Raw genomic sequence first — 14,630 nt, 5'->3', positions numbered from 1 at the left:
CCTCCTGCTGTACTTGAGGGGCTGTCGACTGTCTTCCGGCAGTCGCAGCGAGGGCCAGCCCACTTCCGATGGGCTGGCCCTCACTGGTGTGTGCCGGACGGCGGATCACGTCAGGTGTTTGTCCGCGTCCTCGGGGCGCAGCAGGCCGGCCTTGGAGAGCAGGCGTACTGCGCGGTTGTTGTTGACGGAGAGCTTGTTGCGGGCCTGGTAGAGGGTGACGAAGCCGTCCGGGTCACGCGGCAGTTCCTGTACGAGCGGCAGGAGTTCCTCGTCCGTCCGTACAGGCGTACCGGGACGGTCCGCGCCCGGCGCACGGCCCGTTCCGGTTGCACGAGAGGACGCGGCGGCCGTACCTGTACGGGCACCCGGAACACCGTCCCTGCCGGTCTGTGTACGGACGCTGACCGTCCCTGCGCGCGCCTGTACGGCCGAACTGGCCGTACCTGTACGCCCCACACCCGCTGCACCTGTACGCGCCGTACTTTCGGGGGTGGTGTGTACGCCGCCTGTACGGTCGCTGTACGCCCTGGTCACGGCCGCTTCGGCCCCGCCGTCGTGCGGCGGGTGCGAGGCGGGGCGTACAGAATCCGTACCGTCCCATCCAGCGCCCCTGCCGTCCGGCCGAACCGCGTTGTGCCCGGCGTACGGGTCAGAGTTCGCGGCCCCTGTACGGCTGGACGACGCAGTGTCCGAGCCGTCGGTACGCCGGTGCGTACCTGTACGGGCAGGCATTCCGTTTGTGCCGTCTGTTCCTGTACGGGCGTCCGCGGCAGCCGTACTGCCGTGCCCGTCCGTACTGTCGTCGTGCATGAGCGTGTGGACGCGCCAGATGACGGCCACGAAGATCAGGACGACGAACGTCGTCAGCAGCCACGGAGCCGACTGGCCGTCCTGGACGATGTGAGCCTGCTCGGACAGGTGGAAGGTCACGTTCGCCGACGCCATCAGCAGCAGCGCGTAGGGGATGTCCTGCTTGGCCCGGAACGCGGTGACGCAGTAGACGTCGATGCTGACCGGCAGCAGCGGCGCGACGTACTGGTTGATGCCGACCATGCGGGCCAGCTCGTACTCGCCGGAGGCGGCGAGACCGACGCCGGCGGCGAGCGCGATCCACGGTGCGGTCTTCCACGCCTTGCGGCTGAGGTTCTGCTGCCAGCCGCGCCAGCGCGAGTTGGCTCGCTTCGCCTGACGGGCCTCATCCAGCAGCCGGCGGGCGCGGGCCTCATCGGCCTGCGCCCGGTCGGTGACGCCCTTCGCCTTGCGCTCCGCCTCGGTGGTGATGCGGTCGGCCTCCCTCTGGGAGGCCTCCCGCAACTGCACTGCGACAGTCCTGGCGTCCTCCCGTAGCCGCTCGCGCTGCGTGTCGCACGCCTGCTTGAGGCCGGCGAGTTCGTCGGCGAGGGCCTTGCGCTTGGTAGCGGCCTCCGCGTCGAACCGGTCGGTGAGCTCGCGCAGCTTCGTCCGCAACTCGGTCCGGGCCGTCTCCGCCTCGATGTGCGCGGCAGCAACGCGCTCGCCGGCCTCGCGACGCCGGTCATCCGCGGCCCTGACCGCGTCCGCATACAGCGTCTCTGCCTCCGCACGGCGGCCGTCGTACTGGTCAGCCGCCGTCGCCGCGAGCTGAGCGAACCGCTCGCGGGCCTGATCGACCTCCCGCTGCGCCACAGTCACCAGCGCGTCGGCCTGCTCCCGGGCGCGGGCCAGAATCTGGCCGGCCTCGGCTCGGCGCTGGTCGACCATGGCACTGATCTCAATGAGGTCGGTCTCCGCCAGACGGCGCAGCTCCGCGATCGCCTTTCCGGTCGCGTCGCGGTCGGTAGCCGCCAACTCGGTGAGGTCGGTGACCTGCGCACGGGCCTGTGCCACCAGGTTCTCGGCACGGTCGCGGGCCTCGGCCAGAAGGCGGTCGGCCTCGCCGCGCGCTGCCTCCATGTCCCTTGCCGCGGCCGCGCGCTGGGCCGCGACCTCCTGCTCAGCGTCCGCGGTGATGCCCGCGGCGCGGTTCTGCGCCTCGGCCAACAACACGGCGACCCGCTCGTCGGCCGCAGACACGGTGCGCCCGGCCGCAGTCTCGGCTGCCGCCTGAAGGTCCGCAGCCTCCTGACGCGCGATGTCGATGACGTCGGCGGCCCTGTCCCGGGCGTCCGCAATGCGGGGCAGCGCCTCGCTGTCCGCCTCCACCTCCACCTCCGTCTCCGTAGTCCCGGCCGGAGCCAGGGAAGCGTCGGGGGTGATGGAGGCGGTGGGCTGCGTAACCGCGGATGCGGCCACCTTCTTGCTGACGGTGGACCTCTTACGAGTTCGTGCGGCGGCCACGCCGCCTCCTTCCAGGTCGATGCCGCCCGAGGGGCGGCGGTTCACGGATGGTTCGGTCAGTCGCCCCCGGGGGCGGGCAGCTCCGGCCGCTGGCTGGCGGTCGGAACTGCCCGGATCAGTCAGCGACGGCAGCCGCGGGGCCGGCAGCACCGCTGGTGCTCAAGGGGTGTCGACGGCAGGCGTGCGCGACGCCAGCAGGGGGCTGCAGTCAGTCCGTCGGCGGGTAGAAGCCCGTGCGGAATACGACGGTTCCGCGTGCCCGGTCGTCCGGCTTCGGTTCCGGCTTCGCCGTTGCCGGCGTATCCGCCGGGGCGGTCTGCTGCGCGGGGGCGATACGGGGCAACTTGATGGTCGAGCGCTTCTTCATCATCGGTCTCCGATCCGTACTGGTCCGGGCTGTCCGGCTCCCCTTCACCGCGAAGCACCCCCGACCGTGGTGCTGGTCAGGGGTGCTTCGCGGATCAGGCAGCCGTCAGAGTCAGACCTCGTCGAGCGGTATACGGATGGTGGTCTCCTCGTCGCCGGACTGCTGCGCGACCGTGGCGGTGATGAACATGAAGTGGTCCCTTCGATACTTCGGGTGGGTTAGTGGAGCAGGGCTGAGCCCAGCGCTCCCCGCAGTGCCGCCGGACGGACAGCGGCACGACAGGCAACGCAGGGACCTGGGTTCACCAGCCGTTGAGGACCGATTCGTAGTGCGGGTAGCCCCACCGTGCGGCGGCCGCGAGCTCGCGGGACTCCCGGGCCCTGCGCAGCCAGATGCCCGCCGCTGTCGCGTGCCCGTCGGCAGCCAGCCGGTCGGCGACCGACTGCTGCCGGTCGACGGAGCGCTGGTGATCGGCTGCGAGGGTCTGCATCTCCGCGTAGCTATAGGGGAGCGGAGCTGGCGGGGCGATGTCGCCGATGACGAGGTAGCTCTCGATGTCGGCGGGCATCCAGGTGGCCGGATCGCCGTGGTCGTCGCGGTACTGAAGAAGGGTGAGCATCATCGGTCTCCGATCGGGTCAGGTGCGGCGGCGGTTCAGGTAGGCGTCCTGTAAGCGTTCGAAGCGCTCGGCGAGCAATGCGCCGGCCTTGCAGAAGGCGCCGGGCTGGCAGGTGGTGCAGGCCGCTCGGTGGGTGCGCCAGGTCTCGGTGGCGTCCATGTAGCGGGCGTGCAGGTCATCAGCCATCGGGGGTAGTGCCTCTCAGTGGTGCGGGGGTGGGTGTCGGCGACGGGGTGGCCTGCGTCCCACGCCCTGGCGGCCGCCGTTGCGGCGGCCGCCAGGAGGGCGAGGGTGATCGGGTGAGCCAACCCGAGCGCGGCGATGGCCCGTACCGTTTGGCGCTGAGCGGTACGGGCGCGATGTATCCGACTCAGCGCCCGATGGCCTTACAGGCGTCGCAGGTCCACCCGATGCCGGGCGCGAAACCGAACCTTCCCCCGCACTGGTCGCACTGCAGGGTGTTCTGCGTGACCGGCAACAGGCCGGGCTCGTGGGCCGCAGTGCCGCAGCGGCACGTCCAGTAGCCGCACAGCACGCACGCGTCGCCCGCCGACCGGAAGGTGAGTGGGCGGGTGAGGACGAGCACCGGCTGCCGCTCGTAGCCGGGGTCCATCTCAGCGAGGGTGCGCCGCGCCTGACGGCCTGCGGCCCGGGCCCGGTCGTCGCCGTCGCCCACGAGGTGCCAGAGGACCTGGTGGAACTGGTCGGTCTCGTCACGCTCGTAGCCGCGGGCGTCGTCGTCGCGGCTCATGTCGTCAGCGATCCCGGCGCGAGGGATGAGGGTGGTGGCGCTCATGCCGCGACCCCCCCAGCCGATACGGGCCCGGCGGGCCGAACGGACGTCGCCGATCCGGGCGGTGAGCATCTGCACCAGCTGATTCTGCTCGGCCTGGACCTGAGAGGCCGGCAGCCGCCTCCCGTCCTTCTGGCGGTCCAGAGAGGAAGTGACCTCCTTCTGAACCAGCACCGTCAGGTTGCGCAGTTCGCGCTGCTCGGTGTCCTGGTCGGCGTCGCCCGCGGCCGCCAGGCTCTCAGCCTGGGCCGCACGCATGGCCGCGAGTTCCTGGCCCGTCCGACCCCCACGGACCAGATCGTCGGCATCCGCGTCACCGTCGCCGTTACGCAGGGCAAGTTCCTCGCAGGCGGCCTTTACCGGGCAGCCGGCGCAGAAGCGGACTGCCTCCGCGCGGCGGGCCTGCCATTCGATGTACGGCTCACGGTCGGCACGGAACCAGTTGTCCGGATCGGCGCCGAAGCAGCGGGCGCCAGTGTCCAGCGCGGACTGGAGTACGGCCCGGCGCGTATGCCGAGCCTGAGTGGATGTCATCCTGTGCATGCGTAGATCCCCTTCTACAGAGGGTGAGCTGCGAAGACGAACCCCCGGGGGTGCAACCCCGGGGGTTCGTCGCGTTCAGGGCCAGTGCCCCTGTGACTGCTGTACGAGCAGCCACGGCCGCCGCCATCCCGATCACCTCGGGTATGGCGGCGGCCGTGGTCGTTCGTCGCGGTATTCGGATCAGGTAGTGATACGAAGGTGCCTGAGCGGGACGTGGGGACCGCGGAACTCGGAGAGTGCGCCCACGGGCCGGATCCGGCACACGTTGTTGAACTCCTCGGCTGCCGTCCCCGCCTTCTTGGCCAGCTCGTTCGCCTTGACCTTCGTTTCGGCCTGCTTGGCCCACTCAGCCGCTCGGTTCTTCGCTGCATGCGCAACGTAGAGCCGGTCGAAGCGCGCCCGCTCCCGAGCGAAAGCTGCACGGATCTGCTGACGCCGCGGCTCCTGCCGCACCACACGGACATAGGTCTCGGCCAGCCGCCGCCCTTCGGCGCAGCGGGTCTGACCGGTGCAGGCGCCGCACCCCTTGGTGTGGGCGCGGTACGCCTTACGGGTCGTCTCGGCTGTGATCGGGGGTGGCGTCATCTGCGACATTGCCGGGGCCAGGGCCGTCTTCGGCTTACGCAGGACGTTGGTCGCGCGCCGGGACGACGTCTCCTTGATGGCGTCGGCCAGCAGCTGGTGCCACTGCGGGATCGTCAGGTCGAGTAACACCCGGCGGTTACTCCCGCTGCACCGGCGCGCCTCGGAAGTGCCGGCGGGGTTGGTGTGGTGGGGGACGAGCTTCGGGGTGGCGCTGTTCTGCCCGGTGATGGGGCACCAGGTCTCGCAGTCCGGGCAGACCAGGCTCTCGGTTCCGGGCAGCAGGTCGATCAGGTTCGGGAGCATCTGCGAGACGACGATCGCGGGGCGGCTGCTGACCCGCTTCGTCCGGGTCCTGGTCTTCCGCCGTTTGGCAGTCGGCGTCGTGGTGATGGTCATGGTCTCTCCTTGCTCGCTGCGGGGAGTGGTTGCGTCGCGGTGCTCTCTCCGCCCGCCAGGTCGCACGGGAGATCCGGCGTCCTGGAGGACGGACAGCGCATGCGCTGCGACGTGCTGCAAGTGAGTTGAGAAGTCCGGGGGATTTGGTGTTGCCATCACCCCGGCCGCCCCGAAGGGCGAACAACTCCTGCGGTGGTTCGACTACTCGGTGTCCCGAGAGGGTCACCGGCGCCTTACTTACATCAGGTTGCCTCAGGTACCCTCAGGTGTCAAGCGGTATAGTGAGGCACCTAGACAGGAGAAGAAGGGGCGAGGCGACATGCCAGGGAAACCGAGGGCCGACAACCGGCCGCCATACGCGCGCATCGCAGGCCACTACCGCGACCTCATTGGCTCCGGGGAGCTCGCGCCAGGCGACCTGCTGCCGAGCATCCGGACTCTGGCGGATCAGTGGAAGGTCAGCACGGCAACGGCTGACCGCGCTATGAAGCTGCTGCGAGACGAGAACCTGGTCAATGGCATCCCGGGCGTCGGCACTGAAGTCATGGCGCGGCCCGTGTCGCTCGCCTCGGGGTCGGAGCGTCATGACCGCAGCAGCAAGACAAAGTCGTCGTGGGGTGCGGGCGAGAAGTCCTCCGGCCACACCGCTGGGATGGTGTCGGCCCCCAAAGACGTCGCCCATGTGCTCGGCATCGACCCTGGTGACGACGTTGTACGCCGAAGCCGCGTCTACCGGGATGCTCACGGGATCGTCTCCCACTCAACGTCCTGGATCCCGTCAGAGTTCGCGCAGCCCCATGTGCTGCCTGAGCTCGCACGGAGCGAACGCCTTAAAGGCGGGTTGTCGCTGGACCTCATCGCTGAAGCCACCGGGCGGCAGGTCGAGCAGCGCGTTGATGAGGAATCCGCTCGCATCGCCACGGAGGAGGACCTGGAACTGCTGGAGCTGGACGCCGAAACCGTCGCGGCGATCCTGGTGCTGACCGCCAGGTTCCTCGACGCTGATGGCCAACTCCTTGAATACGGCGTGGACCTGGGCGCTCCTGGCCGCACGCGGCGCACCACGTCCGAGATACGTCGGTGACCGCCGACGACGCCGTCCTCCTGGACGACACCCTCGTTCACTGCCTTGAGGGGCGCCTCGGCGAACTCTTGCAAGCAGAACGCAACGAGACCTCGACTCTGGAAGGACGATTCGAGATTAGCCGCATCTCCAAGGCCCTGGCCGGACGTCCGGGACCGGCGCCCCGCGCAATCCTCATGACTGGCCTGCAGGGTGCTGGCAAAACGACCCTCGCCCGCGCCTTGGAGAACACCGGCTTTCGGCGTCTTTGCCCTGATGAGGAGATGTTCCGCCGCTACGGACACTACGGTCGTGACTTCCCCCGTGGTGAGTTCCTTGTCCGGGAGGCACCCGTCCTCAAGGACATCGCCCTTGAGGTACAGCAGCTCCTGGCGGCTGGACACGAAGTCGTAGTCGACCACGGGTTCTGGACCCGGGAAGAGCGCACCTTGTGGGCAGCGACCGTCCTGGAGGCCGGCGGTGAGCCTGTACTGATCTACCTGCCTGCACCTCACGAGGTGCGCTGGGAAAGGATCCGAGAGCGCAACGCGAGGTCTCTGGTCGACGCCAACAGCATCTCGTTCAGTGAGGACGACCTGATTCGCCATGCGAACCGCTTCGAGGCGCCGACCGCTGACGAGCCGCACATCGCGTACGTCGGAGAGCCGGAAGATGTCCTGGCGAAACTTCGCCGCACACGTCCTTCCGATGGCGGCCCTCATTGACTCCCACCTCCCACCCGCAACTCCCGGCACTCAATGGACATGACCGTGCTTGGGCACTGCGACTGCGGAAAGTGACATCGGCCGGTGACATTCGGAATGTCACCGCCACTTGTCACCTCCTTGAGATCAAGGGTGCGTGCCATGCTCGCCCGCAGAAGGGCCGGCTTTTGCTCCGTGGGCATCCCCCTGTTGGGGCGCAGGCTGCGCCGCTGGACCGTACGGGGAAAGGGAACCGCGATGGATGAGCGTCCCGGCTGGGCACGTCGAATGGTCGAAGAGCGCGCAGCACGCGACTGGTCGCAGGTCGAGGCGGTCCGCGCCTTGATGGCCCGGCTTCCCGACGATCAGGAGGTCAGCGAGCAGGACCTTCTCCGCCAGTGGAAGCGTTGGGAGCGAGGCGACTCGCAGCCAACGAAGTACCGGTCGGTCATCGCCAGCACGTTCGGAACGACGACCGGCGCTTTTTTTCCCGAGCGAGGTCGTCGCGATGGGCGAACGGAAATCCTGCAAGTCAGCGGCATGGATACCGTGGACATCATTGCCCGGCTACGTGCGTCCGACGTTGACGTGGCCACATTGGACGCGCTGCGGATCACGGCGGACCGGCTGTGCTGCGAGTACGCGTACATGCCTGCTGACCAGCTGCTACTGGAGGGTAAAGCCTGGCTCGCACGGGTCGTCGGCCTCCAGCACCAGCGGGTCAGCCTCGCGCAGCATCGGGACATCATCGCACTCGCCGGGAAACTGTCGCTGCTGGTGGGCTGCGTGGAATACGACTCCGGCCGGCCGCGCGATGCCGAGGCGACACGGCAAGCCGCGCTGATGCTAGGTCAGGAGGCCGGCGAACTGAGCGTGCAAGGGTGGGCGCACGAGATGCGTGCGTGGTTCAGCCTGACCCGGGGCGACTACCGCGGCGTTATTGCAGCCTCGGAGGCTGGCATCGCCGTGGCTCCCACCGAGAGTGTCGCTGTGCAGTTGTACGCCCAAAAGGCGAAGGCGTGGGCGCGGTTGGGGGATAGGGCACAGACTGAAGTTGCGCTGGACCAGGGCCGTCAGCTCCTGGAGCGCATGCCGTATCCGGAAAACATTGAGGATCACTTCGTCGTCGACCCGGCCAAGTACGACTTCTACCGGATGGACGCGCTGCGCAAGGTGGGCGAGAACCGGCTCGCGGAGCAGCTGGCGCGCGAAGTGATCCGTGCGGGCACAGACTTCGACGGCACGGAGAGGTCGCCCATGCGGATCGCGGAGGCCCGGGTCACCTTGGGCGTGGTCGCGGCCCGCGAGGGGGACCTGGACTCCGCGCTCAGTTTCGGGGAGTGGGCTCTCTCTGGGAGTCGGCGGTCGCTGCCGTCGCTTGCGATGGTGTCCGCCGACCTCGGTCAAGCCCTCCAGTCCCACTACGCGCACGCGTCGGAAGCTCAGGCGTTCGTCGCCCATCTCCGCGAACTGCGGGGTGGTCAGTGACCTGGACTGGCGCGTTCTCATGGCAGGAGCGGAACAGCCACTGGAGAGCAGTGGGGAGCCGGATGGGTTCGGTCGGTAGCTCGTGCGGCAACACGCTCGATCTCGTAGGCGAAAGCCGTTCGAGCCATGTATGTTTTGGGGACTGTTTCTCTACGGTGGAGGTTCCGATGTCTGATCCGCTGAGGCGAATTGACGCCCTGGTGGAGGAGGACACCCTGCCCACGCTCAAGGTCCGGCAGCAGCTCCGGCTCGCCGCCGGCCTCACTCAAGCCGAAGTTGCAGAGGCCATTGGCGTCAAGCGTCTCGCGGTCGCGCAGTGGGAGTCGGGGCGCGCTCAGCCTCACCGGGGGAATCGCCGCGCGTACGCGCATCTTCTACGGAAGCTGGCTGCGAAGCACCCGGACGCTGCCATTGAGGGGGCGTCCGATGAGGGATGACTTCGCTGTTCCGACTGTTGCCGGGTTCGCCGACTCCGCCTGCGATGTCGAGGGGGTCGGGATGACCTAGGTCATCGGCCGCGCGTGCCAAAAGACTGGACTGGAATCCACTCTGGCCTCGCGCGGCCCGTCTCGCCGCCCTGGCTCATGAGCCAGGTCGGCTGCCCAGATCCGGTTGGCGCCGGTCCTGGGTTCCCAGCTCACTGAGCTGGTGCTTCACCTCTAGCAATACCCCGCCTTGGTAAGCGGGTCGCACCACTGGTCCGAGAGGGCCGAGCAGTACAGCGGTCGCTCCCCTGGCAGGGAGCTTCCGCAGAGTTCCACCAGCCCCTGGCAGGGCCAACGGAACAGAGCGCGTCCAGCCCGAGGGCTGTCCGCACCACCCGTCCGAATCGCCTCAAGGAAGCAAGGGAGCCGCCTCTGGTTCTTCGTCCGGTGCCCGCTCCTCACGGAGGGGGCGCCCATGCATCCACACGAACGGATAGGCCCAGCTCTGCTAGGGGCTCGGTCGGTCCACGCATATGGAAGTTGGTTCCTTCATCATGCCCGATCCCGTGTCCCTCTGTCAGCTCGGCTTCGCCCGTTTCACCCCGGTTCGGGGGTCGCGGGTATTCCGTGCGGCAGGGTTCCCGGAGGCGTTTTATCCGATTTACGCAGTTCATCCGTCATGTGCCTACAGCTCGAAAGGTTTCGGCGGGAGCGTCACGCGCGACCCGATTCTTCGACTTGTAGAAGGTGTGACCCCCTCCTTTCGTTCTGCCCGGTCCGCCCTCGCTGTCCACGCTCCCGCGGCTGTTCGCCGGACTCAGTCCACGGGGGAAGGCCCGGAAGCTTCCGGGGTGATCGTTCGTTCCTGGCTGCCCACGTCCGCGCTTCGCCCTGTCCCGGCGGTGGGTCGATGAACGCCGTGGCTGCGCCGACCGCCGTGGTGATCCCGTCCCCGCGCCCGTCCGGATCGCCGGTCGGCGGAGCGCTCGACGTGCTGCCTGGACTGTTCGTACCGGAGGCGAGCCAGTGGCTTTCGACATCGGCGGGCCGTGTCGCGCTTGAGGGCTATTCGTGGATGCAGGCGGTCCACTGGGTCGCGGGATCCGGTCTCTACAAGCCACGGCGGCACCGTTCGCACGGTCCTCGCTCGTTCGGCGTGACGACGGTGAAGGTCGCTCAGGAGCTTGCGCAGCTGTTCCCGTGCCGTCCGGGGATCGGGTACCTGGTGCGCCGGACCGGGCTGTCGGAGCGGTCGGTGGAGTACCACCTGGGGATGCTGCGGGAGGCCGGGCTGCTCGCGTATGTCGTGCGGGGGACCAGGGTGCGCGGTGCGTCGGCGCAGGCGTCGGAGTTCGCGCGGATGATCCCGGCCGAGTTCGATGCCGCGCTGGGGATTCGCACGGTGCTGCGGGACGAGGCGGCACCTGCGTACACGCGCTCGATGACGGGGATCGCTGAGGCCGGCCGGGAGCTGATGGCGAAGCTGGCTAGGAAGGCGTCGCGGAAGGTTCGCAAGCCGCGCTCGAAGACACCGGTGAAGGGCGCCCGGAGGGGTGCTGAGAAGGCGGTTGTGACTGCTGTTTCGGGTGAGGTCCGTTGCACCCCAATGCAGGTGGGTTCCTCCGGGCCTTCCTCTGCGGCTGGTACTTCCTCCCCCCCTGAGAGCAAGCTCGCAAGCGGGGAAGCGAAGTCCCCTGCCCCGAAGAAGTCCAAGGCGAAGGCCGGCGGCCGGAAGCTCAACCGCGTCGGCCGCCGCTACCAGTTGGCTCGTGAGCTCACTCAGGAGCTGGACTGGCTGCGCGGCTGCTCGGTGCCGCGGATCGCCTGGGTGGCCCGGGGTGTGGCTGATGCCGGATGGACCGTGGCTGATGTCCGTGGGTGGCTGCACCTGCGCGGCAAGGAGACGGGCCGGGTCCGCCGTGGTTCTGGTCTGCTCGCCGTGCTGCTGGCCGGGGCTGAGACGGTTCTGGACACCCCCGCCAAGCGTGGCGGCGCGATCGAGCAGTGGCGCGGTGCGCAGGAAGCTGCCCGGCGTCACCGGATTCAGCAGGTCCGCGCCCGCAGCGAGCGGTTCGAGGGCGACTGGGATGCCCCGAGCAGCCAGGCCGTCCGGCGCCAGGTCAACGAGGTATTCACCGCCGTGTTCCATCCCCAGCCCCAGCCTGCAGCACCGCAGGAGGAAGCGATGCCGGACGTGTCCGGCATGGAGGACCTGGAGGCCGCAGAGCTGGCGCAGGTCCGCGCGGAGGCCCGGGAGCGGCTGATGCTGGGTGACACCTCGCTGATCACCGTGGCGGTCGATGGTATGGGTCGCGAGAGCGCGGAGCAGCTGTACGGCGCCGACCTGGTGCGCCGTGCTCTGCAGCTGGCGAGCGGCGCCCGCAGCTCGCTGATGACGTACGGACGCCGGTAGGAGGCCCCGATGACCGAGACGATCACCTTCAGCGAGCAGGCCGCCGTCGACAGCCCGGAGCTGTCCGGCGTCGGCCTGCCCGGGTCGCGCTGCACCAGGCGGTAAGGCCGCCAAGAAGCGCGGCAACAGCGAGACCCGCGCCCCGCGTCGCCGCCATCAGCGCGTCGTGCAGCGTGACGGTCGCGAGCCGAGCGGGTTCGCCGCCGTGCTCCAGGGCCTGATGGCCGACCGGGCCTCGGAACTCCCGGCCGCTGGTGGCAGCGTGCTGGACCGCTGGCCGGACATCGCGGCCGCCATCGCGCCGCAGCTGCCCGACCACGTCCAGGCCGTCGCCTTCCACCCGGCGACAGGACAGTTGGTGTTGCGCCCCGATTCCCCGGCTTATGCCACTCAGCTGCGGCTGATCAGCGCCCGCATTGTTGCCGCGGCCAACGAGTCGGCCGGCACCGGCGCCGTACGCGCCGTTCGGGTCCTGGCCGTTGGCGCCACGGCCGCAGCACGGACCGTGCCGCATGCTCCAGTGACTCCGACGGCTCCGGCCGCACCGGCGGCGCCGGTGAAGACGCGTCAGATGGCCTCGTCCGGCTTCCGCGAGGCGCTGGCCGCGCACCAGTCCGCTGTCCCTGCTCAGACACTGGATCCGGGGATCACAGAGGCTGTCGAGCGGCAGACCCGGGCGATGCGCGAGCTGTCTCGCCGCGCGTTCCCTGAAGCTGAGGTTGTTCCGGACGATGCGCCCACCCCGAACGGGCAGGCCAGTGTCTAGCACCGCTGCCAGGCCGCAGCGACCGAGGCCGCCGCACTACGCCGGGCCCGACAGGAACGCGCGCGGGAAGCTGGGACGCCCGCTGTCGGCCCGCCGCCAACCCTGCGGACCATGACCTGAGCCGAAGCGCGGTAGCTCAGCACACGACCTCGGACCCCGGCTCCAGGTCGAGCGTCGGATCACCCCCGCGTCGGCGGGGAGCACGCCAACCCGTAGTAATCCCGCTCGGCATACAACGGATCACCCCTGCGTCGGCGGGGAGCACGGGCGGAACGACTGGACGAAGACTCCAGCGCCCGGATCACCCCCGCGTCGGCGGGGAGCACCCCGAGCCACGCCCGCAAACGCAGGGTCAGGTCGGATCACCCCCGCGTCGGCGGGGAGCACTCCTGGACCCGCCCCACGAGAACGTGTGCAACCGGATCACCCCCGCGTCGGCGGGGAGCACGCGAGCGAGGCGACCGCGTCGCCGTTGTTGTTCGGATCACCCCCGCGTCGGCGGGGAGCACCCCGGCCTCCGTCACGGCGTCGAGCCGCGTCTCGGATCACCCCCGCGTCGGCGGGGAGCACGCCGGGGCCTTCCCCCGGCTCCCCCGCTTCGACGGATCACCCCCGCGTCGGCGGGGAGCACCACACCACCGAGTCCCCGGCCGGCGGCGGCTACGGATCACCCCCGCGTCGGCGGGGAGCACGTCGCCAGCGGCCTGCTGCGCCGCATCGCCCTCGGATCACCCCCGCGTCGGCGGGGAGCACGGCACAACCGCCACCGCCGTCCGACCAACCCCCGGATCACCCCCGCGTCGGCGGGGAGCACGAAGTGCCACGGATAACCGCAGCGAGTTAGTGCGGATCACCCCCGCGTCGGCGGGGAGCACGGCGAACCGGCCGCTGCTCCACCACCGGGAGACGGATCACCCCCGCGTCGGCGGGGAGCACGTGCTGTCCACCTACAAGGGCAAGTGGTACACCGGATCACCCCCGCGTCGGCGGGGAGCACGTGGTCAGGTGGGCGACGTCGCCTCCATGACCCGGATCACCCCCGCGTCGGCGGGGAGCACCGGACCCCGGGGATCCCTGTGACCTTGTACCGCGGATCACCCCCGCGTCGGCGGGGAGCACATCACCACGCCGATGGCGAGGGTCGTGTACGGCGGATCACCCCCGCGTCGGCGGGGAGCACTCCCGAAGGGTCCGGTGTTCCACCACCGGGCCCGGATCACCCCCGCGTCGGCGGGGAGCACGTGGTCAGGTGGGCGACGTCGCCTCCATGACCCGGATCACCCCCGCGTCGGCGGGGAGCACCGGAGCACCGTCAAGCGGGCCTCGGTGGGGTTCGGATCACCCCCGCGTCGGCGGGGAGCACGCCCCCGCCGGCCTTTTCGCCCGGGGCCGGAGCGGATCACCCCCGCGTCGGCGGGGAGCACGTGGTCACTCCCAGCGGTGGCGTCCACCTGTACGGATCACCCCCGCGTCGGCGGGGAGCACGCGAGTCCGCCGCTCCCCACCGAGCCGAGGATCGGATCACCCCCGCGTCGGCGGGGAGCACGCGTTCCTGGTCAGCCTCACCGCCCGCCACGACGGATCACCCCCGCGTCGGCGGGGAGCACTCCCGGCAAGGACGGAACCCGAAGCTGACGGGCGGATCACCCCCGCGTCGGCGGGGAGCACTCCCGGCAAGGACGGAACCCGAAGCTGACGGGCGGATCACCCCCGCGTCGGCGGGGAGCACACCCTCCCGCTCTCCGCGATCGGCGAGACGTTCGGATCACCCCCGCGTCGGCGGGGAGCACGTCGACCTGTCCAAGCTCCCCGGCAACGGCGCCGGATCACCCCCGCGTCGGCGGGGAGCACTGCTGCGCCCGGACCTTCTTGAGGTAGTCGTCCGGATCACCCCCGCGTCGGCGGGGAGCACGGCCCGTCTCGGGGATGCACTCGGGGCGGGCCCGGATCACCCCCGCGTCGGCGGGGAGCACCAGTCCCTTGTCTGCAGACTCCGGGGCGGTGGCGGATCACCCCCGCGTCGGCGGGGAGCACGCCCCGTCATGCTCGCCTACGGCCTCCACAAGCGGATCACCCCCGCGTCGGCGGGGAGCACCCGTAAGTGGTGGTGACGGCCATGATGGGCTCCGGATCACCCCCGCGTCGGCGGGGA

General features: G+C 69.8%; 12 protein-coding genes and 1 CRISPR repeat array (1 of these 13 only partly in view). Of the genes, 6 read left to right on the top strand and 6 right to left on the bottom strand.

Annotation, left to right across the window (positions count from 1 at the left end):
- Nucleotides 1–105: 105 nt before the first annotated feature.
- The 6 genes from OG912_RS38325 to OG912_RS38300 form a co-directional block, all read right to left on the bottom strand.
- On the bottom strand, nucleotides 106–2,316 hold the full coding sequence (locus OG912_RS38325) for a hypothetical protein (protein ID WP_327713751.1): 2,211 nt from the start codon (nucleotides 2,314–2,316) through the stop codon (nucleotides 106–108).
- Between the two features lie 208 nt (nucleotides 2,317–2,524).
- Nucleotides 2,525–2,686, bottom strand: a complete 162-nt coding sequence (locus tag OG912_RS38320; RefSeq protein ID WP_327713750.1) for a hypothetical protein — start codon at nucleotides 2,684–2,686, stop codon at nucleotides 2,525–2,527.
- 298 nt (nucleotides 2,687–2,984) lie between these two features.
- Nucleotides 2,985–3,305, bottom strand: coding sequence for a hypothetical protein (locus OG912_RS38315; protein WP_327713749.1), 321 nt, complete (start codon nucleotides 3,303–3,305; stop codon nucleotides 2,985–2,987).
- Between the two features lie 15 nt (nucleotides 3,306–3,320).
- Nucleotides 3,321–3,488: a hypothetical protein gene (locus OG912_RS38310; RefSeq protein WP_327713748.1), complete on the bottom strand. Its 168-nt coding sequence runs from the start codon at nucleotides 3,486–3,488 to the stop codon at nucleotides 3,321–3,323.
- Between the two features lie 184 nt (nucleotides 3,489–3,672).
- The gene (locus tag OG912_RS38305; protein ID WP_327713747.1) at nucleotides 3,673–4,629 is read right to left on the bottom strand and encodes a WhiB family transcriptional regulator; all 957 of its coding nucleotides are present in this window, start codon (nucleotides 4,627–4,629) and stop codon (nucleotides 3,673–3,675) included.
- Nucleotides 4,630–4,818: 189 nt separating this feature from the next.
- Nucleotides 4,819–5,619, bottom strand: coding sequence for a hypothetical protein (locus OG912_RS38300; protein WP_327713746.1), 801 nt, complete (start codon nucleotides 5,617–5,619; stop codon nucleotides 4,819–4,821).
- A 319-nt stretch (nucleotides 5,620–5,938) separates the two neighbouring features.
- Between OG912_RS38300 and OG912_RS38295 the strand changes: the two genes are divergently transcribed.
- From OG912_RS38295 to OG912_RS38270, 6 genes are all read left to right on the top strand, one after another.
- On the top strand, nucleotides 5,939–6,703 hold the full coding sequence (locus tag OG912_RS38295; RefSeq protein WP_327713745.1) for a GntR family transcriptional regulator: 765 nt from the start codon (nucleotides 5,939–5,941) through the stop codon (nucleotides 6,701–6,703).
- Complete coding sequence (locus OG912_RS38290; RefSeq protein WP_327713744.1) at nucleotides 6,700–7,407, top strand: AAA family ATPase; 708 nt, start codon at nucleotides 6,700–6,702, stop codon at nucleotides 7,405–7,407. The genes OG912_RS38295 and OG912_RS38290 overlap by 4 nt, the downstream gene beginning before the upstream one ends.
- 237 nt (nucleotides 7,408–7,644) lie before the next feature.
- Nucleotides 7,645–8,874 (top strand): XRE family transcriptional regulator, encoded by a 1,230-nt coding sequence (locus OG912_RS38285; RefSeq protein ID WP_327713743.1) that lies wholly within the window; start codon nucleotides 7,645–7,647, stop codon nucleotides 8,872–8,874.
- 167 nt (nucleotides 8,875–9,041) lie between these two features.
- Nucleotides 9,042–9,311, top strand: a complete 270-nt coding sequence (locus OG912_RS38280) for a helix-turn-helix transcriptional regulator (protein WP_327713742.1) — start codon at nucleotides 9,042–9,044, stop codon at nucleotides 9,309–9,311.
- 898 nt (nucleotides 9,312–10,209) lie between these two features.
- Nucleotides 10,210–11,712 (top strand): helix-turn-helix domain-containing protein, encoded by a 1,503-nt coding sequence (locus tag OG912_RS38275; RefSeq protein ID WP_327713741.1) that lies wholly within the window; start codon nucleotides 10,210–10,212, stop codon nucleotides 11,710–11,712.
- Between the two features lie 166 nt (nucleotides 11,713–11,878).
- The gene (locus OG912_RS38270) at nucleotides 11,879–12,478 is read left to right on the top strand and encodes a DUF721 domain-containing protein (protein WP_327713740.1); all 600 of its coding nucleotides are present in this window, start codon (nucleotides 11,879–11,881) and stop codon (nucleotides 12,476–12,478) included.
- Nucleotides 12,479–12,653: 175 nt separating this feature from the next.
- A CRISPR array of direct repeats spans nucleotides 12,654–14,630; the repeat unit is 29 nt; unit sequence CGGATCACCCCCGCGTCGGCGGGGAGCAC; it runs 187 nt beyond the window's last position.

It is taken from the genome of Streptomyces sp. NBC_00464, from assembly GCF_036013915.1.
Taxonomy (GTDB): Bacteria; Actinomycetota; Actinomycetes; order Streptomycetales; family Streptomycetaceae; genus Streptomyces.
The sequence above is the reverse complement of the archived record's forward strand: the minus strand, read 5'-3'. Positions and strand labels throughout refer to the sequence as shown.

What these genes read in the sequence shown, in the direction of transcription:
- OG912_RS38275 (WP_327713741.1), top strand. Translation starts at nt 10,210, where the DNA reads ATGAACGCCGTGGCTGCGCCGACCGCCGTGGTGATCCCGTCCCCGCGC.
- OG912_RS38315 (WP_327713749.1), bottom strand. Translation starts at nt 3,305, where the DNA reads ATGATGCTCACCCTTCTTCAGTACCGCGACGACCACGGCGATCCGGCC.
- OG912_RS38295 (WP_327713745.1), top strand. Translation starts at nt 5,939, where the DNA reads ATGCCAGGGAAACCGAGGGCCGACAACCGGCCGCCATACGCGCGCATC.
- OG912_RS38285 (WP_327713743.1), top strand. Translation starts at nt 7,645, where the DNA reads ATGGATGAGCGTCCCGGCTGGGCACGTCGAATGGTCGAAGAGCGCGCA.
- OG912_RS38300 (WP_327713746.1), bottom strand. Translation starts at nt 5,619, where the DNA reads ATGACCATCACCACGACGCCGACTGCCAAACGGCGGAAGACCAGGACC.
- OG912_RS38320 (WP_327713750.1), bottom strand. Translation starts at nt 2,686, where the DNA reads ATGATGAAGAAGCGCTCGACCATCAAGTTGCCCCGTATCGCCCCCGCG.
- OG912_RS38310 (WP_327713748.1), bottom strand. Translation starts at nt 3,488, where the DNA reads ATGGCTGATGACCTGCACGCCCGCTACATGGACGCCACCGAGACCTGG.
- OG912_RS38280 (WP_327713742.1), top strand. Translation starts at nt 9,042, where the DNA reads ATGTCTGATCCGCTGAGGCGAATTGACGCCCTGGTGGAGGAGGACACC.
- OG912_RS38305 (WP_327713747.1), bottom strand. Translation starts at nt 4,629, where the DNA reads ATGACATCCACTCAGGCTCGGCATACGCGCCGGGCCGTACTCCAGTCC.